The 23,061-nt window shown below is 67.3% G+C and carries 21 protein-coding genes, 2 pseudogenes and 1 riboswitch; of the genes and pseudogenes, 16 read left to right on the forward strand and 7 right to left on the reverse strand.

Annotated features, from left to right (window positions below; translation table 11 throughout):
• Nucleotides 1-2 precede the first annotated feature (2 nt).
• Nucleotides 3-338: a hypothetical protein gene (locus ASC70_RS23850; RefSeq protein WP_056055570.1), complete on the reverse strand. Its 336-nt coding sequence runs from the start codon at nucleotides 336-338 to the stop codon at nucleotides 3-5.
• Between the two features lie 85 nt (nucleotides 339-423).
• Between ASC70_RS23850 and ASC70_RS23855 the strand changes: the two genes are divergently transcribed.
• From ASC70_RS23855 to ASC70_RS23880, 6 genes are all read left to right on the forward strand, one after another.
• On the forward strand, nucleotides 424-1,209 hold the full coding sequence (locus tag ASC70_RS23855; RefSeq protein ID WP_056055575.1) for a dienelactone hydrolase family protein: 786 nt from the start codon (nucleotides 424-426) through the stop codon (nucleotides 1,207-1,209).
• A 269-nt stretch (nucleotides 1,210-1,478) separates the two neighbouring features.
• Nucleotides 1,479-1,958, forward strand: a complete 480-nt coding sequence (gene rbfA, locus ASC70_RS23860; RefSeq protein WP_056055578.1) for a 30S ribosome-binding factor RbfA — start codon at nucleotides 1,479-1,481, stop codon at nucleotides 1,956-1,958.
• Between the two features lie 3 nt (nucleotides 1,959-1,961).
• The gene (gene truB, locus ASC70_RS23865) at nucleotides 1,962-2,894 is read left to right on the forward strand and encodes a tRNA pseudouridine(55) synthase TruB (RefSeq protein ID WP_056055580.1); all 933 of its coding nucleotides are present in this window, start codon (nucleotides 1,962-1,964) and stop codon (nucleotides 2,892-2,894) included.
• Nucleotides 2,895-2,908: 14 nt separating this feature from the next.
• Entirely contained in the window at nucleotides 2,909-3,178 is a 270-nt protein-coding gene (gene rpsO / locus ASC70_RS23870; protein WP_047413759.1) for a 30S ribosomal protein S15, read from the forward strand.
• 274 nt (nucleotides 3,179-3,452) lie between these two features.
• A complete protein-coding gene (pnp, locus tag ASC70_RS23875) occupies nucleotides 3,453-5,603 on the forward strand; it encodes a polyribonucleotide nucleotidyltransferase (RefSeq protein ID WP_056055582.1) in 2,151 nt (716 codons plus the stop codon).
• 128 nt (nucleotides 5,604-5,731) lie between these two features.
• Entirely contained in the window at nucleotides 5,732-5,983 is a 252-nt protein-coding gene (locus ASC70_RS23880) for a hypothetical protein (protein ID WP_056055585.1), read from the forward strand.
• Nucleotides 5,984-5,993: 10 nt separating this feature from the next.
• On the opposite strand, the gene ASC70_RS23885 is transcribed toward ASC70_RS23880, so the two are convergent.
• The 4 genes and pseudogenes from ASC70_RS23885 to ASC70_RS26075 all read right to left on the reverse strand — a co-directional run.
• Nucleotides 5,994-6,692 carry a ribonuclease T2 gene (locus tag ASC70_RS23885; RefSeq protein WP_082539533.1) on the reverse strand — a complete coding sequence of 233 codons (699 nt, stop codon included), beginning with the start codon at nucleotides 6,690-6,692 and terminating at the stop codon, nucleotides 5,994-5,996.
• 60 nt (nucleotides 6,693-6,752) lie between these two features.
• Entirely contained in the window at nucleotides 6,753-7,385 is a 633-nt protein-coding gene (locus ASC70_RS23890; RefSeq protein ID WP_047413755.1) for a LysE family translocator, read from the reverse strand.
• A 21-nt stretch (nucleotides 7,386-7,406) separates the two neighbouring features.
• Nucleotides 7,407-7,501, reverse strand: a riboswitch (ZMP/ZTP riboswitch).
• 319 nt (nucleotides 7,502-7,820) lie between these two features.
• Nucleotides 7,821-8,039, reverse strand: a pseudogene (locus tag ASC70_RS25755) (hypothetical protein); the annotation flags it as partial.
• A 1-nt stretch (nucleotide 8,040) separates the two neighbouring features.
• A pseudogene (locus ASC70_RS26075) lies at nucleotides 8,041-8,350 on the reverse strand (hypothetical protein); the annotation flags it as partial.
• Between the two features lie 372 nt (nucleotides 8,351-8,722).
• Between ASC70_RS26075 and ASC70_RS23895 the strand changes: the two are divergent.
• From ASC70_RS23895 to ASC70_RS23910, 4 genes are all read left to right on the forward strand, one after another.
• Complete coding sequence (locus ASC70_RS23895) at nucleotides 8,723-11,047, forward strand: TonB-dependent siderophore receptor (RefSeq protein ID WP_056055588.1); 2,325 nt, start codon at nucleotides 8,723-8,725, stop codon at nucleotides 11,045-11,047.
• Between the two features lie 134 nt (nucleotides 11,048-11,181).
• Nucleotides 11,182-11,865, forward strand: a complete 684-nt coding sequence (locus ASC70_RS23900; RefSeq protein WP_056055592.1) for a Fe2+-dependent dioxygenase — start codon at nucleotides 11,182-11,184, stop codon at nucleotides 11,863-11,865.
• Nucleotides 11,866-11,951: 86 nt separating this feature from the next.
• Nucleotides 11,952-14,657 carry a PAS domain S-box protein gene (locus tag ASC70_RS23905; protein ID WP_056055595.1) on the forward strand — a complete coding sequence of 902 codons (2,706 nt, stop codon included), beginning with the start codon at nucleotides 11,952-11,954 and terminating at the stop codon, nucleotides 14,655-14,657.
• A gap of 75 nt (nucleotides 14,658-14,732) precedes the next feature.
• A complete protein-coding gene (locus ASC70_RS23910) occupies nucleotides 14,733-16,385 on the forward strand; it encodes an MFS transporter (RefSeq protein WP_056055597.1) in 1,653 nt (550 codons plus the stop codon).
• On the opposite strand, the gene ASC70_RS23915 is transcribed toward ASC70_RS23910, so the two are convergent.
• A complete protein-coding gene (locus ASC70_RS23915; protein ID WP_056055600.1) occupies nucleotides 16,382-17,275 on the reverse strand; it encodes an NAD(P)-dependent oxidoreductase in 894 nt (297 codons plus the stop codon). The two genes, ASC70_RS23910 and ASC70_RS23915, sit on opposite strands and share 4 nt — an antisense overlap.
• Before the next feature lie 41 nt (nucleotides 17,276-17,316).
• A complete protein-coding gene (locus tag ASC70_RS23920) occupies nucleotides 17,317-17,631 on the reverse strand; it encodes an MliC family protein (RefSeq protein WP_369815046.1) in 315 nt (104 codons plus the stop codon).
• A 218-nt stretch (nucleotides 17,632-17,849) separates the two neighbouring features.
• Between ASC70_RS23920 and ASC70_RS23925 the strand changes: the two genes are divergently transcribed.
• The 6 genes from ASC70_RS23925 to ASC70_RS23950 all read left to right on the forward strand — a co-directional run bounded on the left by ASC70_RS23925 (nucleotide 17,850) and on the right by ASC70_RS23950 (nucleotide 23,033).
• A complete protein-coding gene (locus tag ASC70_RS23925) occupies nucleotides 17,850-18,380 on the forward strand; it encodes a (2Fe-2S)-binding protein (RefSeq protein WP_056055604.1) in 531 nt (176 codons plus the stop codon).
• Entirely contained in the window at nucleotides 18,377-20,563 is a 2,187-nt protein-coding gene (locus ASC70_RS23930; RefSeq protein ID WP_056055607.1) for a xanthine dehydrogenase family protein molybdopterin-binding subunit, read from the forward strand. The genes ASC70_RS23925 and ASC70_RS23930 overlap by 4 nt, the downstream gene beginning before the upstream one ends.
• 62 nt (nucleotides 20,564-20,625) lie before the next feature.
• Nucleotides 20,626-21,312, forward strand: a complete 687-nt coding sequence (locus ASC70_RS23935; protein ID WP_056055610.1) for a helix-turn-helix transcriptional regulator — start codon at nucleotides 20,626-20,628, stop codon at nucleotides 21,310-21,312.
• Between the two features lie 172 nt (nucleotides 21,313-21,484).
• Nucleotides 21,485-21,916: a hypothetical protein gene (locus ASC70_RS23940; protein WP_156396302.1), complete on the forward strand. Its 432-nt coding sequence runs from the start codon at nucleotides 21,485-21,487 to the stop codon at nucleotides 21,914-21,916.
• Nucleotides 21,917-22,080: 164 nt separating this feature from the next.
• Nucleotides 22,081-22,533, forward strand: a complete 453-nt coding sequence (locus ASC70_RS23945) for a hypothetical protein (RefSeq protein WP_056055614.1) — start codon at nucleotides 22,081-22,083, stop codon at nucleotides 22,531-22,533.
• 47 nt (nucleotides 22,534-22,580) lie between these two features.
• Complete coding sequence (locus ASC70_RS23950) at nucleotides 22,581-23,033, forward strand: hypothetical protein (RefSeq protein WP_056055617.1); 453 nt, start codon at nucleotides 22,581-22,583, stop codon at nucleotides 23,031-23,033.
• Nucleotides 23,034-23,061: the final 28 nt, after the last annotated feature.

Genomic DNA, 23,061 nt, shown 5'->3' on the forward strand with positions numbered 1-23,061 from the left:
CCTCAGAGCAGCAGGCCTCGGACCAGCAGGAAGATCGCGAACACCATCATCGGCGCAGACCACACTTCCAGCGGCAGCGACATCAACCGATTGGGCGGGCGGTAGGTGAAGCGGAATTTCCAGAGGCGCGGTGGCGGCAGTTTGATAGGTCGGCGGTTGAGCTTGCTGCCGACGATCCAATTGACCACGGCGGCGATCGCCGCGCCAACGGCCCATAGCCAAGGCGCACGCTCGAAGAGCTGTTCTCCGAACGCCGCCGTCAGCACGGCGCCGAACACCCCGAACACCCCGATCAGGGTCAGCAGACCCATGAAGCCGCGACCGGTCCACCAAATCATCGACGACCCTTTCCCAAGGTTGAGCTTGTTGGATAGGCCATCGCTTGCCTTTCATGCAACCATGCGGCCGGATGAGGGGGCGACCATGACCGACGATCCGCTGGCGGGGTTCACGCGCTTCGAGTTCGACGACGGGCGCTGGCGCCGCGAGGTCTTCCGCATCGGTTCAGGACCGGCGGTGATCGTCATCCACGAGGTTCCCGGCCTGCATCCGGGCGTGCTGGAGTTCGCCCGCGACCTGGCGGCGGCTGGCATGACCGCTTTTTGCCCCAGCCTGTTCGGCAAGCCCGGCAAGGCGGTGACCCGCGGCTATGCGGTGGGCGAGATCCTCAAGAACATCTGCGTGCGGCGCGAGTTCAGCGTCTGGAACGGCGGCCGTTCCAGCCCGATCGTCGATTGGCTGCGCGCCCTGGCCCGCCAGGTCCACGCCGAGTGCGGCGGCAAGGGGGTCGGCGCGGTGGGCATGTGTTTCACCGGCGGCTTCGCCCTGGCGATGATGACCGAGCCGGCCGTGGTGGCCCCGGTGCTATCCCAGCCTTCGCTGCCGTTGAACAAGGGCCAGGGGCTGGACTGCTCGGCCTCGGAACTGGCCTGCGCTAAGCGGCGGTTCAAGGACGAGGACCTGTCGCTGCTAGCCCTGCGTTTCACCTCCGACAAGCTGGTGCCCCATGCCCGCATCGCGCGGCTGAGGGCCGAGTTCGGCGACAGGGTCGAGGTTGTCGAACTGGACGACGAGGACGCCGCGCCGGGCGTGCCGATGTCCCCGCACTCCGTGCTGACACTGCACCTGCATCGCTCGGTCCCGGACAGCGGCAGCATGAAGGCGCGCGACAAGGTGATCGCGTTCTTTCGGGGAAGGGTCGGAGCCTAGCGTCCCTCTCCCCTTGCGGGAGAGGGTGGCCGCCGAAGGCGGTCGGGGGAGGGGTTGAAGGCGAGGTCCGCCGCGACAGCGGATAGACAGGGCGCCCAGCCGACAGGATGATCGACCCCTCATCCGGCCCTTCGGGCCACCTTCTCCCGCAAGGGGAGAAGGATACCGGACTGGACTTCTACTGTTTGGAGGCCTAGACACCCCGCCTTCCGAATTTTCCCCGCGCACCGGCGTTCGATCCGCCGGCCGGGCCGCAAGGATACCGCGCCATGAAGCGCAATACCGAGACCAAGAAGAGCGCCCCGACAGGGCCTTCGCAACGCCAGCTTCGCGCCGGCGAACTGATCCGCCACGCCCTGGTCGATGTCTTCCGCGAGGAAGGCCTGGCCGATCCGGTGTTGGTCAACGTCTCGATCACGGTTTCCGAAGTGCGGATGAGCCCGGACCTGCGCCACGCCGTCTGCTTCGTTGAACCGCTGGGCTCCGGCCTGAGGGGCGAGGCCGGCCGCAAGGACGAGGACATCGCCGAGGTCATCAAGGCTCTGAACCGGGGGGCGAGCTTCCTGCGCGGGCGCCTGGGCAAAGTAATCGACATGAAGTTCACGCCCGACCTGAAGTTCATCCACGACGAGAGCTTCGGCGCCGCGGCCCATATGGATCGCCTGTTCGACGATCCGCGCGTCCAGCAGGACACCGGCCGCCTGTCCGACGTTCTTGGCGAAGATGACGATCTTGGGGACGAGGCCTAAGGCATGGCCCGCCGCAAGAAGGGCGACGCGGTCTCCGGCTGGCTGTGCCTGGACAAGCCCTATGACCTGACCTCGACCACGGCCGTCAGCCGCGTGCGCCGGGCGTTCAACGCCCAGAAGGGCGGCCACGCCGGCACGCTGGACCCGCTGGCCACCGGCATCCTGCCGATCGCCCTGGGCGAGGCGACCAAGACCGTCCCGTTCCTGATGGACGCCGACAAGGCCTATCGCTTCACCATCGCCTGGGGCCGCGACACCACCACCCTGGACCGCGAGGGCGAGACGACCGCGACCTCGAACGTGCGGCCGACCCGCGAGCAGGTCGAGGCTATCCTGTCGGGCTTCATCGGCGAGGTCGACCAGATCCCGCCGAACTTCTCGGCCATCAAGGTCGACGGCGAGCGCGCCTATGACCTGGCCCGCGACGGGGTCGAGTTCGAGCTGCCGACCCGCAAGGTCAATATCCATGCGCTGCGTGTGACCGAGGCCCCTGACGCCGACCACGTCACCCTGGAGATGGAATGCGGCAAGGGCACCTATGTCCGGGCCGTGGTCCGGGATCTCGCCAAGACGCTCGGAACCTGTGGCCACGTCGCCGAGCTGCGCCGGACGCGGGTGGGCGGCTTTGACGAGGCGTCGGCGATATCGCTGGAAACCCTCGAGAATTTGAGCTATGAGGCCCGGCTGTCGGAGGCGTTGCTTCCGGTCGAGACCGCGCTGGACGACATCCCGGCGTTGGCCGTGACCGACGAAGACGCCTTCCGGCTTGCACAGGGACGCGCCATCGTCCTGCTTCCAAGGCAGGTTGAAACGCTGAAAGCCGAGCTCACGCCCGGCGATCGCACCGTTTCCGCCATGTCCGGAGACAGGTTGGTGGCCCTGTGCGAGATGCGCGCCGGAAAGCTCAATCCGGTGCGGGTCTTCCAACTCACCTGAGCGGAGACAACCCGATGTCGATCACCATCGAGCGCAAATCCGCGCTCATCGCCGAACACGCCCGCACGCAAGGCGACACCGGCAGCGCTGAAGTCCAGGTCGCGATCCTCTCGGAACGCATCTCGAACCTGACCGAGCACTTCAAGACGCACAAGAAGGACAACCACAGCCGTCGTGGCCTGCTGAAGCTGGTTTCCCAGCGTCGCCGGCTCCTCGACCACCTGAAGAAGTCCGACGTCGCCCGTTACCAGTCCCTGATCGAAAAGCTGGGCCTGCGTCGCTAAGGCATAAGATCCGCCGCTCCGCGCAAGCAGGGCGGCGGATCGCATATTTGGAACCAGACGTCCCGCGACAGGCCGGGGCGTCGCGAAGGTTCAAAAGCGGCTCGCCCTGATCTTTTCAGGCGAACCGTTCGTCCGTCCGAGGGTTCACGTCCTCAAACCCGCCTGTCGAACTGGATGAGGATCATCGGGCCGGCTCCAAACAGCTCTTCAAGCTAGGCCGTCCGCCCCTGTCCGCCCCGATGGGAATCCGCCCGCGGGAACCGAAAGAAGAAAAATGTTCGATATCAAGCGCAAGACGATCGAGTGGGGCGGCAAGACGCTGGTCCTCGAAACCGGGCGCATCGCCCGTCAAGCCGACGGCGCCGTCCTGGCCACCATGGGCGAAACCGTCGTCCTGGCCACCGCCGTGTTCGCCAAGAAGGCCAAGCCCGGCCAAGACTTCTTCCCGCTGACGGTCAACTATCAAGAAAAGACCTTCGCGGCCGGCAAGATCCCCGGCGGCTTCTTCAAGCGTGAAGGCCGTCCGTCGGAAAAGGAGACCCTGGTCTCCCGCCTGATCGACCGTCCGATCCGCCCGCTGTTCGTCAAGGGCTTCAAGAACGAAGTCCAGGTCGTCGTCACCGTGCTGCAGCACGACCTCGAGAACGATCCCGACATCCTGGGCATGGTCGCCGCCTCGGCGGCCCTGGTCCTGTCGGGCGCCCCGTTCATGGGCCCGATCGGCGCCGCGCGCGTCGGCTACATCGATGGCGGCTACGTGCTGAACCCGACGCTCGACGAGCTGAAGGAAAGCAAGATGGACCTGGTCGTGGCCGGCACCGCCGACGCCGTGATGATGGTCGAGAGCGAAATCCAAGAGCTCTCGGAAGAGATCGTGCTGGGCGGCGTCAACTTCGCCCACAAGGAAATGCAGACGGTGATCGACGCGATCATCGACCTGGCCGAGCACGCCGCCAAGGAGCCGTTCGACTTCCAGCCGGAAGACACCGACGCCCTGAAGGCCGAAGTGAAGAAGGCCGTCGGCAAGGATCTGGCCAACGCCTACAAGATCCAAGGCAAGGCCGACCGCGTCGCCGCCCTCGGCGCCGCCAAGACCAAGGCCATCGAGACCTTCGCCAAGAGCGACACCAACCCGGCCGGCATCGACCCGCTGAAGCTGGTCTCGGTCTTCAAGGAACTGGAAGCGGACATCGTCCGTCGCTCGATCCTCGACACCGGCATCCGCATCGACGGCCGCACCGTCGACAAGGTCCGTCCGATCCTGGGTGAAGTCGGCATCCTGCCGCGCACCCACGGCTCGGCCCTGTTCACCCGCGGCGAGACCCAGGCGATCGTGGTCGCCACCCTGGGCACCGGCGATGACGAGCAGTTCATCGACGCCCTGGAAGGCACCTACAAGGAATCCTTCCTGCTGCACTACAACTTCCCTCCCTACAGCGTCGGTGAAACCGGCCGTATGGGCAGCCCGGGCCGCCGCGAAATCGGCCACGGCAAGCTGGCCTGGCGCGCCCTGCGCCCGATGCTGCCGGCCAAGGAAGACTTCCCCTACACGATCCGCCTGGTCTCGGAGATCACCGAGTCGAACGGTTCGTCCTCGATGGCCACGGTCTGCGGTTCGTCGCTGGCCATGATGGACGCCGGCGTGCCGCTGATCCGTCCGGTCTCGGGCATCGCCATGGGCCTGATCCTGGAAAAGGACGGCTTCGCGGTTCTGTCGGACATCCTGGGCGACGAAGATCACCTGGGCGACATGGACTTCAAGGTGGCCGGCACCAGCGAAGGCCTGACCTCGCTGCAGATGGACATCAAGATCGCCGGCATCACCCCGGAGATCATGAAGCAGGCCCTGGCCCAGGCTCACGAAGGTCGCGCCCACATCCTGGGCGAGATGAACAAGGCCATGGACGCCCCGCGTGAAGACGTCGGCGACTACGCCCCGAAGATCGAGACCATCACCATCCCGACCGACAAGATCCGTGAAGTGATCGGCTCGGGCGGCAAGGTGATCCGCGAGATCGTCGCCACCACCGGCGCCAAGGTCGACATCAACGACGAAGGCACCGTGAAGGTCTCGGCCTCGGACGGCGCCAAGATCAAGGCCGCGATCGACTGGATCAAGTCGATCACCGACGAAGCCGAAGTGGGCAAGATCTACGACGGCAAGGTCGTGAAGGTCGTCGATTTCGGCGCCTTCGTGAACTTCTTCGGCGCCAAGGACGGCCTCGTCCACGTCAGCCAGATCAGCAACGAACGCGTCGCCAAGCCGTCGGACGTGCTGAAGGAAGGCCAAGCCGTGAAGGTCAAGCTCCTGGGCTTCGACGACCGCGGCAAGACCAAGCTGTCGATGAAGGTCGTCGACCAGGAAACTGGCGAAGACCTGTCGAAGAAGGCCGAACTGGCACCGGAAGACGCCGTCAACACCTGAGGGTGAACGGCTCTCCGAAGTGAGAGGTTAGCGAGCGGGCGGTTCCGAAAGGGACCGCCCGTTTTGCGTTTGGGCTTGCCGAAGTTCCCTTTTTGTTCCATCATGGGTTGTGGAATGGAGAGCAGGCGATGGCCGACCATGTCGTGCAATGCGGCGGCTGCCGCGTCGATGTCCAGGTGGTGCGGAACGGGAATGGCGAGGTCGTACGCTGTCCCGCCTGCGCCAGGACCGCGCCCAAGGACGAGGCGATCCGCACGGCGAGGAGCGCCTTGATCGACATCGTCATGCGCGACCTCGACGAGACCCTGCGAGAGATCGTCCGCGCCAGCCCGACCCTCGGCTACCAGCCGGCCCAGCGGTACGACTGGGTGCTTGGCTAGGGTCTGGTGATCACCCCTTCGGCGTCACCCGCACCACCGCCGTGTCCGGCGCGCCGTTGCCGCCGCGGCAGGCGGTGAGCTTGAACTTCAGGTCCATGCAGACCCAGACCTCGGTCAGGCGGCCTTCCTTGACGCGGACATTGAGGCCATCGGCGGTCATGCCGCGGTTGCGCTTGAGGAAGGCGTGGCGGATTTCGCCGGCGGTCATCGTCTCGCCGGGGCCGGGCTTCAGCTCGGGGACGTTAAGACCCTTGCGGACCTGGCGGGCCTTCTTGAAATAAGCCTCGGGCGTATCCCACTGGCAAGTCCCGTGCGCCTGCCACTCGTGCTGCAGCAGCCACGGCGAGGGGGTCATGCACAGATTGGCCTTCACCGTCGCCGGGCTCATCGGCGGGCTGGGCTTGCAGTAGCGCGGATGCACCCGGTCCGGGCCGTTGGGCCACAGGCCATGGACCGTGAAGCCGAAGCGGTTGTCGCGGCACTGGATGGTCTTGTCCGACTCCGGGATGCCGGCGCGGCAGGCCTCGGGCGACCAGAACAGGGCCAGCAGATAGGCGGCGGTCGGGACGTCGGTATGGATCTCGTTGGCCGGCGGGATCTCGGCCGCGGCCGGCGTCACCGTCGGCGGAACCGCGCAGGTCTTCAGGCTTGAGGCCTGGGCGGCGCTTGCGAGCGCCAGGACGGCGGCGGCGGCGAGGGCGGTCTTCATCAACAACTCCAAACTGCGGCGCGGATAGGGACCCGCGCCGCGTCCGGCGTCAAGCAAGGCTCAGCGGCGGGCTTCGGTAGCCATCCGCACCGCCAGGCCGCCCAGCACCGTGGCCATCAGCCAGCGCTGGATCAGGGCGAAGCTGGGACGGGTGGACAGGAAGGCCGCGATCGTGCCGGCCGTGAAGCAGATCGTGCCGTTGACGACCATGCTGACGGTGATCTGCGACAGGCCCAGCACCAGCGACTGGGTGAACACCCCGCCGTGCTCGGGTTTGATGAATTGCGGCAGCAGCGACAGGTACAGCATCGCGGCCTTGGGGTTCAGGATATTGGTGACGAAGCCCATGCTGATCAGCTTGGCCGGGCTGTCCTTGGGCAGGTCGCGCACCTGGAACGGCGAGGCGCCGCCCGGCCGGATCGCCTGCCAGGCCAGCCAGCCCAGATAGAGCGCCCCGCCGAAGCGCAGGATGTCATAGGCGATCGGCGCGGCCATCAGCAGGGCGGTGATGCCCAGCGAGGCGCAGACCAGATAGACGACGAAGCCCGCCGCCGTGCCGATCAACGACACGATCCCGGCCAGGCGGCCTTGCGAGATCGAGCGGCTGACGACGTACAGCATGTTCGGCCCGGGGGTCAGGGCCATGCCCAGGCAGACGAGCGTGAAGGCGATCCAGGTCTTGGCTTCGGGCATGGGCGTGGCTCCGCGATCGAGGTTGGACGCCCAGGCGAACGGCTTTCTCGCACCAGCGGTGCGGTCCGCGCTTCCCGAGGGTCACTTCCCTCCGAACGCCAGTCGCGCGAACGGCGGAGCTGTAGCATGGGGCGGGACAGGGTGAAATCCCGTCGGAGCGCGGGCATAGAACCCCTCTCTCTTTGAGAGAGGGAGGGGCCCGCGCCGCAGGCGTGGGAGGGTGAGAGGTTAGGCGAAGCCGGTGGGCCCCTCTCTCTTTGAGAGAGGGAGGGGCCCGCGCCGCAGGCGTGGGAGGGTGAGAGGTTAGGCGAAGCCGGTGGGGGATTTCGCGCATCTCGCTGAGTTTCAGGATTTATCGGCGGACGGTGTAACCACTCACCCTCCCATGCTGCGCATGGGCCCCTCCCTCTCTCTCAGAGAGAGGGATGAAGTAACTCACGAGCGTTCAGGCCTTTTCATCCTCCCCTCCAGAACCCGCCGTATGCTCACTTCACCTCGTCGCGAGGAAAGGGCGCATGGCCAGCGACCGATTGCGGCGGCGGGGGGCGATCGAGCGGCGAAGGTCCGAGGGGGATACTCGGACGGTCCGGGGCTTCAGCGTGCTGGCTGAACCCGCCCGCCGTCGGCGTGGTTGAAGGTAAAAGGGTGTGTCTTNTCACCTCGTCGCGAGGAAAGGGCGCATGGCCAGCGACCGATTGCGGCGGCGGGGGGCGATCGAGCGGCGAAGGTCCGAGGGGGATACTCGGACGGTCCGGGGACCTGGTTTCGCTGCCAGGCCCGCCCGCCGCTGGCGTGGTTGAAGGTAAAAGGGTGTGTCTTAGCCTGTATTGGCTCGCTCTCTTCGACCTCAGGGCGTTTCCGGAAACGGAAGAGCCCGGATCCCGGTAAGGCCTGAACAGGGCCACCTGACGGGACGCTGGCGAATAACGGTCGCGCGGAGCGTCTGGCTTCGTCGAAACGGTATCAAACTACTCACACTCCGGGCGGCGCCCGGCGCTCCGCGTCCCTTTCCATCCCTTCAGNATAACGGTCGCGCGGAGCGTCTGGCTTCGTCGAAACGGTATCAAACTACTCACACTCCGGGCGGCGCCCGGCGCTCCGCGTCCCTTTCCATCCCTTCAGCGGCAAGCCGCGTGAGGCGGCGGAGCCGTGCGTCCCAAATCCTCCCCCAGCGGGGAGGATCAGAATCGGGCGCGCCTCGCTCAAGCGTCACTTTTCCGCGCCGCTTCCCGCAATTGCGAGCGATTATCATTGCGACTGCTTTGCAACATCGCTAAGAACGCTTCGCAATTTCAGGAGGAGCGCCCTCGACGGCGCGCCTTGGGGACAGAACCAATATGCGTAATCCGAACTCCGCCGGCGTCGTAAGCCGGCCCCGTCGCGCCCTGGGCGTCGCCGCCGTCGCCGGCTTGGCCGGCCTGGGCCTGGCCCAGGTCGCCGCCGCCGCTGAAATCGACGCCGCGGCGCCGGTCGCCACCGCCCCGGCCGCAGACAGCACCGAGGTCTCGACCGTCAAGATTGACGCCAAGCGCGTGGCCGACCCGTCGTCGAGCAAGTTCACCGCCCCGCTGGTCGACACGCCCAAGTCGGTGACGGTGATCCCGTCGCGGATCATCGAGCAGACCGCCGCCACCTCGCTGACCGACATCCTGCGCACCTCGCCGGGCATCACCTTCGGGGCCGGCGAAGGCGGCCAGCCGCTGGCCGACCGCCCGTTCATCCGCGGCCAGAGCTCGGCCAACAACATCTTCGTCGACGGCGTCCGCGACACCGGCGGCCAGACCCGCGAGATCTTCAACCTCGAGCAGGTCGAGGTCGTCAAAGGCCCCGACAGCGCCTATGGCGGCCGCGGCTCGGGCGGCGGCAGCGTCAACCTGTCGTCCAAGAGCCCCAAGGCTGACACCTTCGCGCGGGGTTCGGTCGGCGTCGGGACCGACGAATACGTCCGCGCCACGGCGGACCTGAACTACGCCTTCAACGACAATGTCGCCGTCCGCTTGAATATCTTGGGAACCCAAGGCGATACGCCGGGCCGCAAGAACGTCGACTTCAGCCGCTGGGGCGTGGCCCCGTCGCTGGCCGTCGGCCTCAACGGCGACACCCAGCTGACCGTCAGCTACTACCATCTCGACACCGACCAGACGCCCGACTACGGCATCCCGCTGACCACCAAGACCACCGAGCCGCGCACGGCCTCGGGCATTCTGGCGGTCGATCGCCGCAGCTTCTACGGCATCGAATCGCGCGACTACCAGAAGACCAAGTCCGACATCGCCACCTTCGCCATCGACCACAAGATCAACGACGACCTCAACGTCCGCCAGGTGGTCCGCTATTCGAAGTCGCTGAACGACTACATCGTCACCAATCCCGGCGACGGCGGCGCGGCCCAGTTCGTCCAGGGCCAATGGTGGATGAAGCGCGGCACCAAGACCCGCTGGAACCCGACCGAGACGGTGGCGGCCGTCACCGACCTGCACGGCAAGACGATGTTCGGCGGCCTGGAGCACAGCTTCGACGTCGGCGTCGAGCTGAGCCGCGAGGAAAACCTCAACGCCGCCTATTCGACCTTCACCACCTCGGGCGCGGCCTGCCCGACCGGCTTCACGATCGCGGCCGCGACCCTGACCAGCCTGGGGGCCGGCGACTGCACCCGGGTCTACGCCCCGAACGACAAGGACGCCTGGACGGGCGTGATCAACCGCGCCCCGGCCGCCCGCAACGTGGCCAAGACCGCCGCGATCTACGGCTTCGACACCATCAAGTTCGGCGACAAGTGGCTGCTGAACCTGGGCCTGCGCCACGACAGCTATGACAGCGACGGCGTCGACGTCGCCACCACCCAGGCCAACGGCGTCTTCACCTCGGTGACCTACACGCCGCGTAACGGCTCGTGGGACTTCACCAACTATCAGGCCGGCCTGGTCTACAAGCCGACGGCCAGCTCCAGCCTCTACGTCTCCTACGCCACGTCCTCGACCCCGCCGGGCATTTCGGGCGGCGACCAGAACAGCAACACCTCGACCGGGACCGGCAACCTCTCCACCGTCCAGCTGGAGCCTGAGGACAGCGAAAGCTTCGAGGCCGGCGCCAAGGCCAATGTCTTCCACGACACCCTGGCCCTGTCGGCCGCCGTCTTCCAGACCACGCGCAAGAACGCCCAGATCCAGATCGACGCCAACACCTACGCCCAGGTCGGCGAGGTCGAGGTCAAGGGTTTCGAGCTCGGCTTCTCGGGCAATGTCACCCCGAAGTGGCAGGTGTTCGGTGGCTACACCTACATGGACAGCGAACTGGTCCGCGGCGCCTATACCAACGTCAACCAGGGCGACCCGCTGGCCAACACGCCCAAGCACAGCTTTTCCAGCTTCACGACCTATCGCGTGACCCGGAAGATCTCGCTGGGCGGCGGCGCTTACTACGTGTCGAAGAGCTTCGGCGGAAATCAGGGCGGGGCTGGCGGCGGGGCCAACAAGATCTACGCGCCGTCCTATACGCGCTTCGACGCGTTCGCCTCGTGGGCCGTCAGCGACAAGGTCGATCTGCAGCTGAACGTCCAGAACCTGACCGACGAACGCTACATCGCCCGCACCAACGGCGTGCACCACGCCGACCCGGCGCCGGGTCGTCAGGCGATCCTGACCTTCAACGTGAAGTACTGATCCCAGCCCGGAGAAGAACTTCACGCCGCGCCCGCCCGACAACGCCGTCGGGCGGGCGCTCCTCTTTCGGGCCTTGAGCCTCGGGCCTGATCCGGATCAAAGGGGAGGATGGCGCTGACCAAGGAGCGGTCCCGATGATGCTGCAGATCCCGCAGGTGCTGACCAAGGCGCAGGTGGCGCAGGCCCGGACGGTCCTGGACGCCGGTCCCTGGGTCGACGGCAACCTGACCTCGGGCTTCCAGGCGGCGCGGGCCAAGACCAACGAGCAGCTGCCGCAGGACTGCGAGGCGGCCCGGGCTGTCGGCGAGACGATCCTCCAGGCCGTGGAGGCCAACCCGGTGTTCGTCTCGGCGGCCCTGCCCCAGGTCATCCTGCCGCCGATGTTCAACCGCTACGGCGAGGGCATGGGCTTCAAGGACCATGTCGACAACGCCATCCGCCGCGACCCGGTTAGCGGCCGGCGGCTGCGCACCGACCTGTCGGCGACCCTGTTCCTGAGCGAGCCCGACGACTACGACGGCGGTGAGCTGGTCGTGAACGATCTCTACGGCGACCACGTCGTCAAGCTGGAGGCGGGGGACATGATCCTCTATCCCAGCGCCAGCCTGCACCACGTCACGCCGGTCACCCGGGGCGTGCGCACGGCCAGCTTCTTCTGGATCCAGAGCCTGATCCGCGACGACGCCAAGCGCACCCTGCTGCTGGAGATGGACGTCGCCATCCAGCGTCTGACCCGCAAGGTCGAGCCGGACGACGAGGGGATCCTGTCGCTGACCGGCGTCTATCATAACCTGTTGCGCCAATGGGCCGAGGTCTGAACCTAATTTCGCAGAACGTCGCTATTCCACGCGAACCATAAGTTTACGGTTGCGCTCCAGGATCCGCCCAACTTGGCGGAGACCGGATGTCCCAGGCGTCGATCAACAAGAGCTCGCAAGCGTCCTCGCCCTTCGGCGAGGCCGAGGCCGCGCGCTGGTTCTTCGACAACGCCAACGACCTGTTCGCCGTGGTCTCGCCCGAAGGGCGCTTTGTTTCGGTCAATCCGGCCTGGACCGCCCTGACGGGCTGGTCGGCCGAGGAGCTGATCGGCCAGCCCACGATCAAGTTCGCCCATCCCGACAGCCAGGCCGACCTGGCCGACGCCGGCCGGCGGATTCGCGAGACCGGCGCGGTGGTCCACGAGATCAAGGTCCGCTGCAGGGACGGCCGTTGGGTCTGGCTGCAGGGCCGCTCGCGCCGGGGCCCCAATGGCGAAATGATCGGGCTGATGCACGACATCTCGTCCGAGGTCGAAGGCCGCGCCGAACTGGCCGCCGCCCGCCGCACCCGTGAGATTCTGGCCGAGGCCGCCGGGGTCGGCATCTGGAGCTATGAGCCCGAGGGCGAGCGGATCGACTGGTCGCCGGACGCCCTGGCCCTGCTGGGCCTGGCGCCGTCGGACGTCGCCACGGCTGAACAGTTTTTCGCCCGCCTTCCCGACGATCAGCGCGAGACGGTGCGCGAGGCCTTCCGCCACGCCACCTGCACAGGAGAGGGCGGCGCGATCGAGTTCCGCCTCCGTGGCGACGACGGCCGCTGGCAGACCTTCCGCAGCACCTATCGCGCCGAGGCGCGGCCGGGCCCGCTGTTCGCGCTCAAGGGCATTTCGCAGAACATCACCGACGTGGCCCGCAGCCGCGACAAGGCCATCTGGAGCGAGCGCCGCGCCCGCCGCCTGGTCGAGGACGCCCCGTTCGCCGTGGCGGTCTACGACCTGGACATGCGGCTGCGCCTGGTCAGCCCGCGCTTCCTGGAGATCTTCAAGTCGACCGAGGCCCAGGTCATCGGCAAGACCCTGTCCGAACTGACCCACGGCGGACGCCGCCGCTTCGTGGCCGGGGTGGCCCGGGCGCTGTCGGGCGAGATCGTCAACCGGCGCGAGGACCGCCTCTACGACGCCGAGGGCGTGGAGCGGGCGTTCCGCTGGTCGGCGCGGCCGTGGCTGGACGTGGCCGGCGAGATCGTTGGCGTCATCACCTACATGGACGACGTCACCGCCCTGACGGCGGTCCGGCGCGAGGCCCGGATCAACGCCCGCCGGCTGAAGGTGGCGCTGGGCGCGGCGCGGGCCGGCGTCTACGAGATCGACCACGAGAGCCAGAGCTTCTGGGGATCACCCGAATTCCATCGCATGATGGGCCGGCGGGTGGGCTACGAGGACGTCCGCGAGGCGGTCTGGCCAATGATCCACCCCGAGGATCGCCAGCAGCTCTACGCCGCCGCGGCCGAGTGGCGGCGGACCGGCGCTTGGGGCGCGCACGAATACGACCTGCGCCTGGTCTCGCCCGGCGGCGCGCCGCGCTGGGTGCGGGTGTTCCACGACATCCGCCGCGACGCCCATGGCAAGACCCGCAAGGCGTTCGGCCTGATCCTGGACATCGACGAGAAGAAGAAGGCCGAGCTGGCCCTGGTCGCCGCCGAGCGCGCGGCCCAGGCCGCCAACGAGGCCAAGGCCCAGTTCCTGGCCAATATGAGCCACGAGATCCGCACGCCGATGAACGGGGTGCTCGGTGTCCTGCACGTGCTCAAGCGCGAGCTGCCGGCCGGCGACAGCGCCGAGCTGCTGGGCGAGGCCCTGGCCGCGGGCCAGATGCTGTCGACCTTGCTGGACGACGTGATCGACATCTCCCGCATCGAGGCCGGACGGCTCGACTTGAACCACGAGGCCGTCGATCCGCGCGAACTGACGCGCGGCGTGGTGCGGCTGCTGGCGGGCCAAGCCAACCACAAGGGCCTGCGGCTGGGGCTGGATCTCGCCGACGATCTCGGCTGGATCGAGACCGATCCGACCCGCGTGCGACAGGCCCTGTTCAACCTGATCGGCAACGCCGTGAAGTTCACCCTGAAGGGCTCGGTGACGGTGCGGGCGAGGAGGGGCGTCGACGCCTCCGGTCCGCGGCTGGTCTTCGACGTCATCGACACCGGCGTCGGAGTGCCGCTGGAGGCCCAGGCCAGGCTGTTCGAGCGCTTCCAGCAGGCCGACGCCAGCACCACCCGCCGGTTCGGCGGTTCGGGCCTGGGTCTGGCCATCACCCGCAAGCTGGCCCAGATGCTGGGCGGCGAGGTCTCGTTCCGCTCGACGCCGGGCGAGGGCTCGACCTTCACCCTGACCATCTCCGCGCCGCCGGTGGCGGCGCCGGACGCGGTGACCGCGCCGGCCGAGGACCTGCTGGCGGGCCTCAAGGTGCTGGTCGTCGAGGACAATCCGACCAACCAGTTGGTCGCCCGCCGCATCCTGGAGCAGCTGGGCGCCTCGGTGCGGGTCGCCGACGACGGCGCGGCCGGCGTGGCCGCGGCCCGCGACGGGGCGTTCGACCTTATCCTGATGGACGTCCAGATGCCGGGCATGGACGGCCTGGAAGCCGCGCGCCGCATCCGCGCCCTGCCGGGGCCCGCCAGCCGCGCGCCGATCATCGCCCTGACCGCCAATGTCATGGCCCATCAACGGGCCTCCTATCGCGCGGCGGGCATGGACGGGGTGGCCGCCAAGCCGATCGCCCCCGCCGCCCTGGTCGCCGAGATCGTCCGCCTGTCGCGGGACGACGCCGTCGTGCGGGACGCGGTGGCCTGACGCGGTTTTCGAACCCTCTTCCCCCTGGGCTCTGAACCACGCTAAGCAGGACCAAAGTACGGGGAAGAAAACGACATGGCCGAAGGGGTCCAGGAACGCGCATCGATGCGCACGGTGGTGGCGGCGTCATCCGCCGGCACGGCCTTCGAATGGTACGACTTCTTCATCTTCGGCAGCCTGACCCAGGTCATCTCCAAGACCTTCTTCGCGGGCCTCAACGATACGGCCGGTTATATCGCCGCCTTGGCCCTGTTCGGGGTGGGCTTCGCGTTCCGCCCGCTGGGCGCGCTGGTTTTCGGCAAGATCGGCGACCAGGCCGGACGCAAGGGCGCGTTTCTGGCCACGGTGCTGCTGATGGGCGGCGCGACCTTCGCCATCGCCTTCCTGCCGACCTACAAGCAGGTCGGGATCGCCTCGCCGATCCTGCTGATCCTGATGCGCTGCGTGCAAGGCTTCGCCCTGGGCGGCGAATACGGCGGGGCGGCGATCTATGTCGCCGAGCACTCGCCGGCCAACAAGCGTGGCTGGTCGACCTCGTGGGTGCAGACCTCGGCCGCCTTCGGCCTGTTCGGCGCCTTGCTGGTGATCCTGGCCACCCGCTGGGCCCTGGGCAAGCATGTCGGCCCCGAGGCCTTCGACGCCTGGGGCTGGCGGATTCCGTTCGCGGTCTCGATCGGCCTGCTGGGCGTCTCGGTCTGGATGCGGCTGAAGCTGACCGAGAGCCCGGCCTTCGCCGCCATGAAGGAAGAGGGCCAGGCCTCCAAGGCGCCCTATGCCGAGGCGTTCGGCCAGTGGAAGAACCTGAAGCTGGTGATCCTGGCCTTCCTGTCGATGATGTGCGCCCAGGGGGCGGTCTGGTACACCAGCTTCTTCTACATCCAGACCTTCATGGAGAAATTCCTGAAGGTCGATCCCGTGACCATCAACGGTCTCATGATGACCGCCACGGCGATCAGCGCCGTCTTCTACGTCGTGTTCGGCTGGCTGTCGGACAAGATCGGCCGCAAGCCGGTGATGCTGGGCGGCATGACCTTGGCGCTGCTGTTCTACTTCCCGGGCTTCCACCTGCTGGAAAAGGCCGCCAACCCGGCCCTCGCCGAAGCCACGGCCAAGGCGCCGGTGGTCGTCATCGCCGATCCTGGCGACTGCTCGCTGCAGTTCGACCCCGTGGGCAAGGCCGCCTTCGTCACCTCGTGCGACATCGTCAAGGGCGCCTTGGCCAATGCCGGGGTCTCCTACGCCAACCAGAAGGCTCCGGCCGGAACGGTGGCGGTGGTGAAGGTCGGCGGCGTCGAGGTGACGTCCAAGAGCGCCGCGGGCCTGCCCAAGGCCGAGGTCAAGACGGTGAAGGCCGGCGTTGAGGCCCAGATCAAGACGGCCCTGGTCAAGGCGGGCTATCCCGCCAAGGCGGATCCGGCGCGGATGAACAAGCCGCTGATGCTGCTTGTGCTATTCGTCTTCGTGATCGCCGCCACGGCCCTGTTCGGCCCGCTGGCCGCCTGCCTGGTCGAGCTGTTCCCGACCCGCGTGCGCTACACGGCGCTATCGCTGCCCTACCACATCGGCACGGGCTGGGTGGGCGGCTTCGTGCCGTTCTTCGCCTTCGCCATCGTGACGGCGGTCGGCAACATCTATGCCGGCCTCTGGTACCCAGTCGCCTTCACCCTGATCAGCGTGCTGACCACGGCCTTCCTGCTGCCGGAGACCAAGGAGCGGTCGCTGAACTAGGCTGTCGCGACGGGCAGGACCTCGACGGACACCTCGGCCTGGGTCAGGGCATGAATCAGGGCCGGATCGACCGCTTGGGTAATCAGGCGGACGATCTGGCGACCCTCGCGAGCCAGTTGGACCAGATGTTCCGCATCGGCTCCGGCCGCATCGACACGCTCGACGTCGCGGCGAGCCATCTTCACCACCTCGGGCTCGGCGTCGCCGTCCAGCACCAATACGTCGGCGGCGCCCAGGGCGCGCACGGCGCGCAGGGTCAGCAGGTCGGCCGGGCCCTTGCCGGCGATGAAGCGCACGGTCCCTCTGCGGGCCGAGCCCTTGGCCAGGGCCTCGCGAAACAGCTGCCCGGCGCGGTCCATGTCGCCGGCCCGCGCGGCCTCGGCGGCCTCGCCCATCACGGCGTCGCGCAGGAAGGCCCGGCGCTCGTGCAAGGCCGGCAGGGTCTTGCGCACTTCGCCCTGGAACTTCGACAGCAGGGCGGCGACCCGGCCCGTGCCCTCGGGCACCTGAACCTCGATGTCGTTGCGCAGCATGGTCGCCAGAACCGGGGCCGAGCCGCCGGTGCCGACAGCCGCCACCACCTCGCCGCGGTCGATGACGGCAGGCGTGTTGAAGTCGCAGAGTTCGGGGCGGTCGACGACATTGACCAGCACCCGGGCCGCGCGGGCCGCGCTGGCGGCGGCCTGGACGAAGACCTCGTCCGGACTGGCGATGAAGGCCAGGGTCGCGCCACTGTACGAGCCGGGCAGATAGGCCGCGTGCCCGTCCAGCCGGATCATCGTGGCCGGCGAGCCCTCGAACAGCCGGGCCTTGGCCTCGGCCGCGTCGCCGGAGCCGGCGATCACCACCTTGCGGCCGGCCAGGGGAAAATAGGCGGGGAAGGAGTCCAACACGAAACCTCGAAAGCTGCGCCTGAATCTATCGCGGGAATCTATTGCGAGCGGCAGTCGGCGTACGGACCGCCGGGGAAGCCCTTGAGCATGGCGTCCGGACCCTTGCTCCAGATCTCGGCGTCGCCAGCGGCATAGCGCGCGCCGGAGGCCGAACGGGCCAGGCTCAGGGTCTTGGTCGCGCCGCCGGCGGTCACCACGACCCGCTTGCCATGCAAGGCGTAGGCGGCGGTGAACCGCTTGCCGGCCTTGCAGCTGTAGCGGATCGGCGCGTCCGTGGAGTCCATCGGAGCGACCGTGGCGCAACCGGCCAGGGTCGTGGCCAGCACGGCGAAGGAGACGATGACGCGGCGCAAGACGAGGACCTCCGGACGATGTCGAGCGCGAGCATAGCGGGTTTCGAACACGGCGCCCGCCTGGCTTCGCCTCCGTGGAAGCGATTTTCGCCCGCTGGGCGATCCTTGTTCGAACCGCCGTTCAAAATCCTCTGGCCAAGCCGCGACTGAACGGTGTTAGGTTTGCCCATCGGCGGCCCTGTTGCGCCGCCACCGCTTTCGTTGGGAGACGAAAACGCATGGCCGTGACGCTCGACATCAATGGCAAGCCGGTCGCCGTCCAGGCCGCGCCGGAGACCCCGCTGCTGTGGGTCCTGCGCGACGAACTGGGCATGACCGGCACGAAGTTCGGCTGTGGCATGGCCCAATGCGGGGCCTGCACCGTCCATCTCGACGGTCAGCCGATCCGCTCGTGCGTGACGCCGATCGCGGCGGTGGGGACGGCCAAGGTGACCACCATCGAGAGCCTGGGCGGCCAGCACCCGGTCCAGCAGGCCTGGGTGCGTCACGACGTGCCCCAGTGCGGCTACTGCCAGTCGGGCCAGATCATGTCGGCGGTGGCTCTGCTGGAGCAGAAGAAATCACCGTCCGACGAGGACATCGACAACGCCATGGCCGGGAACATCTGCCGCTGCGGCGCTTATCAGCGCATTCGCGCCGCGATCAAGGATGCGGCCGCCCTTGGCCCGCCGACCGGCGAACCGCACGCCGACATCGACGAGGCCATCGTCGCCGGCTCCGGCGCGACGCACCGGGGAGCTGGCCGATGAACGCGCCTTTCACCCCGACGAACGGCGCGACGCCGACGCGTCGCGACCTCATCGTCGCCTCGACCCTGGTCGGCGGCGCCCTGCTGGTGGGCTGCTCGCCGGCGGACCTCATGAGCGCGGGCTCCAAGGTCGAGGTCGGCGCCTTCGGGCCCTTCATCAAGATCGCGCCGGATGGCGTGGTCACGGTGATCTCCAAGCATCTGGAGATGGGCCAGGGCAACCACGCCGGCCTCGCGGCCATCGTCGCCGAGGAACTGGACGCCGACTGGACCAAGGTGATGGTCGAGCAGGCGCCGGCCAACGCCAAGCTCTACGCCAATGGCGTCATGGGCGCGCAACTGACCGGCGGCTCGTCGGCGATCTCCAATTCCTGGGAGCAGCTGCGCAAGGCCGGCGCGGGAGCGCGCGCCATGTTCGTCCAGGCCGCCGCCAACAAGTGGAACGTCCCGGTCGGCGAGATCACGGTCAAGGACAGCGTCCTGACCCATAGGTCCGGCAAGACCGCCGGCTTCGGCGAATTGCTGGCCGACGCCGCCAAGGTCCCACCCCCGACCGACGTCAAGCTGAAGGATCCCAAGACCTTCACCCTGATCGGCACCGACCGGGTTCGCCGCAAGGACGCCCAGGCCAAGAGCGATGGTACGGCGCGTTATACCCAAGACGTCCGCCTGCCCGACATGCTGACGGCGGTGGTCGCCCACGGCCCGCGGTTCGGCGCCAAGGTGAAGAGCGTCGACGCCGCCGAGGCCAAGAAGGTCCCGGGCGTCATCGATGTCTTCGAGATTCCGACCGGCGTCGCCGTCGTCGCCCAGAACACCTTCGCCGCCCGCATGGGTCGTGAGGCGCTGAAGCTGGAATGGGACGAGGACAAGGCCGAGAAGCGCGGCTCGGCCGCGATCACCCAAGCCTTCAAGGACATCGCGTCCGGCAAGGACACGTCGGCCAAATGGGAGCCTTTCGATCAACGCGGCGATACCGCATCCCTGGCCTCGGCCAAGGGTGAGCGGGTGTTCGAGACCACCTACGAATTTCCCTATCTGGCCCACGCCACCATGGAGCCGATGAACTGCGTGGCGGCCGTGGACGGTAACAAGGTCAAGCTGACCTTCGGGTCGCAGGGCCAGACTCTGGACCAGCTGGCGGCGGCCAAGATCGTCGGCTGCCTGCCGGGCTCGGTGGAGATCGAGACGCTGTTCGCCGGCGGCTCGTTCGGTCGCCGCGCCAACTTCCAGTCGGACTACGTCGCCGAGTGCGTCCACATCGCCAAGAAGATCGGCAAGGGCCGCCCCGTCAAACTGGTCTGGACCCGCGAGGACGACACGCAGGCCGGCTATTTCCGGCCGATCGTGGTCCACGCCGTGAAGGTCCAGCTGGACAAGGACGGTTACCCGGCCGCTTGGCGCCACCGGGTCGTCACCCAGTCGATCATGAAGGGTTCGCCCATGCCGGCCGGCAAGGGTCCCGACCAGACGGCCATCGAGGGCACGGCGGGTTCGCCCTATCTGAAGGCCACGCCGATCGTCGACGCCCAAGTGGCGCTGCCGGACGTCGGGGTGCCGGTGCTGTGGTGGCGCTCGGTGGGCGCGACCCACACCGCCTTCGTCATGGAGCACACGATCGACCAGCTGGCCGCCAAGACCGGCAAGGATCCGGTCGAGTATCGCCGGACGCTCTACACCAAGGCCGGCGCCGATCGGCACCTGGCCGCCCTGAACCTGGCGGTCGAAAAGGCCGGACCCACGGCGACGGCGGGCTGGACGCGCGGCGTGGCCGTGCACGAGAGCTTCGGCTCGGTCGTGGCCCAGGTCGCCGAGGTCAAGCTGGAGGACGGCGTTCCTCGGGTCGGCCGGGTAGTGACCGCCGTCGATTGCGGCGTCGCCGTCTCGCCCGACCAGATCGCGGCCCAGATGGAAGGCGGCACCTGCTACGGCCTCTCGGGCGTCCTGTTCGGCGAGGTCACCCTGACCGACGGCAAGGTCGACCAGAGCAATTTCGACCGCTACCGCGTGCTGCGGATCAACGAGGCGCCGACCGTCGAGACCAACATCGTGCCGTCCGGCAACCCGCCCAGCGGGGTCGGTGAACCGGGCACGCCGGTGATCGGTCCGGCGGTGGCCAACGCCCTGTTCGCCCTGAACAAGACACCGACCACACGACTGCCGTTCGTGCGCTCGGAAACCTGATTGTTTCAGATTACCCGTTCTGCTCGCTAGACGGGAACATCACGGCCGATCATTTTGAGCACATGGTGGATCGCGTCAGTACCGCTTTCGAAAAGCTCACCCCTCGCGAGCGGGAGATCCTCCGGCTCATCGCGGCTCATCTCCAGTCCAAGGAGATCGCCCGGGCCCTGGGCCTTTCGCCCAAGACCGTCGAGATGCACGTGCTCAGCGCGCGTCGTCGCCTGTCGGGCATGAGCCGGCGCGACGCGGCCTTGGCGTTCGTGGCCTGGGAGGGCGACGACCCCGGTAATGACTACCGTAAGCGACCAAGCGATCTGGCAGCGTTTCCGGACCCGCCGCTTTCTGATCGGGAGATCGGGAGCGGCCATGAACAAACATCACTCGACGGACCTGGCGTTCGGCAGACCAGCGAGACCCGCCTTCTTCGTGACGGGCCGGTGTTCGGAGGAGGGCCCGACGTCGCTAGCCGAGACCCTGGAGCGGGACAGGGCGTCCGACAAGGTGTCGGCCTCGGGGACGGCGCCAGCCAGTGGCGAGCCGTCCTCCAGGACCTTGTCACGGATCCTGGCGGCGCCGGCGTTTCTGACGATCGCTCAAGGGGCCGGCGGGATTGGCGCCATGAGCTGAGCAACCTTCAGTGGCTGGGCCTCGTGCTCGGCATCACGGCGCTGACCGCCGTCCTCTTGGCGGCCATCGCGATCGGCGTGCACGAGTTCATCATGGCGGTCCAGCGCATCACGCATCGCTGACCGGCTAGCGCCGACAGACCACCGGTATCCTCTCAGTACTTCATCAACGGGCGGCGTCTGCCGCGCGACGGGTTTTCTTGTGCCATGAAAAGATCGTGCGTTACTTCGTTGGGAAAGGTCGCCGCTAGCGGGTACGCGCCACGCTGGCCGTGGCTCGCATCGGGGCTCAAGCTTGGTATTATTTCCTTACGTCGGCTATCTCACCGCCGCGCTGATCTGCTGCCTGGCCTTTTGGAAAGGGGATCGCCCCCTGCGCTTGGCGGCCGCGGTCTTGATCGCTGCTTGGGCTCTCTCGCCGCTCATCACCGAGGGGCACAGGCACGGCCTGGACTACCCCGTGACAATTCTCGACACGAACGTCGCGCTGATCTTCGTATGGATTTCGATGCGGTGGCGGCGGATCTGGTGCGGCGTGCTCGCCGCCTTGACGATCATTGTCGTCGTCATCCCGCTCGTCGCGGAGGTGGATCGCGGGATCCACATCTACAATCATTGGCTCGCCAATACGATCGTGTCCGCTCTCCAGCTCGCGGTCATGCTGGCGGGAATCTGGCTAACCGTTCGCGCCCGGAGACGGGCCGATGAGGGCGCTGCTCGAGCCTAGCCGCGCCGCCGACGCCGCGCGGAAGCCGCGCGGGGCGACGGCCCTGCGGCCGTATTTCCTTTGCATCGAAAGACCGCGCGCTACATCGTCGAGAGGGCGTGCGATCGCTGGGCGCAATCTGTTCTATTCGCCAGGCAAGCCGTTGCTCGCATCGAGGTTTGGGCTTGGAATCACTGCTCCAATACGAACTGCTGGTTCCCTTCGTCGGTTACCTGTTCGCCTTGGTGATATGCGGCGTGGCCTTTCGGAAGGGGGATCTTCCGCTGCGGTTGGCGGCCTTGGTTCTGATCATCGGCTGGGCGATCACGCCGCTGGTCAGCCTGGGAGGCAAGGTCCGCCTGAACTATCCCGTGACGATCATCGATACCAATTGCGCCCTGATCTTCGTCTGGATTTCCATGCGGTGGCGCCGGCTATGGTGCGCCATGCTCGCGGCCTTGACGATCGTCATCGTCATCATCCCAATCGTATACGTGGTGGATCCTCAGATTCACAAATACACCCGCTTTGCGGCCAACAACGTCGTGACCTGCCTGCAGCTGGTGGTCCTTTGGGTGGCCATCGGGCTGACCGTTCGGGCCCGGAGACGGGCCGATGAGGGCGCCGTTCGATCCTAGTCTTGGCGCCCTGGGCGGCGAGCCAGCCCGCGCATCGAGGTCGAAGCTTGGTATCACTGACCCTATTCGAATTGCTGCAGCCCTTCGTCACGTACCTGATCGCCTTGGTGATCTGCGGCGTGGCGCTTCGGACGGGGGACCGCCCACTGCGGTTAGCCGCCTTGGTCGTGATCATCGCCTGGACGCTCACGCCTCTGGTCAGCCTGGGAGGCAGGGCTCGCCTGGACTATCCCGTGGTGATCATCGACACGAACACCGCCCTGATCTTCATCTGGATTTCCATGCGGTGGCGACGGCTATGGTGCGCTGTATTCGCGGCCTTGACGATCATCAGCGTCATCATCCCGATCGTCTGCCTATTGGATCGCAACATTCACAAATACAATTACTACGCGGCCTACGACCTCGTGGCATGGGTGCAACTGGTGGTCTTTTGCGTGGCCATCTGGCTGACTGCCCGCACCCGGAGGCGGGCCGATGAGGACGCTGTTCGAGCCTAATCTCAACGCCTTGGGCGGCGAGCCAGCA

It is taken from the genome of Caulobacter sp. Root343, from assembly GCF_001425745.1.
Taxonomy (GTDB): domain Bacteria; phylum Pseudomonadota; class Alphaproteobacteria; order Caulobacterales; family Caulobacteraceae; genus Caulobacter.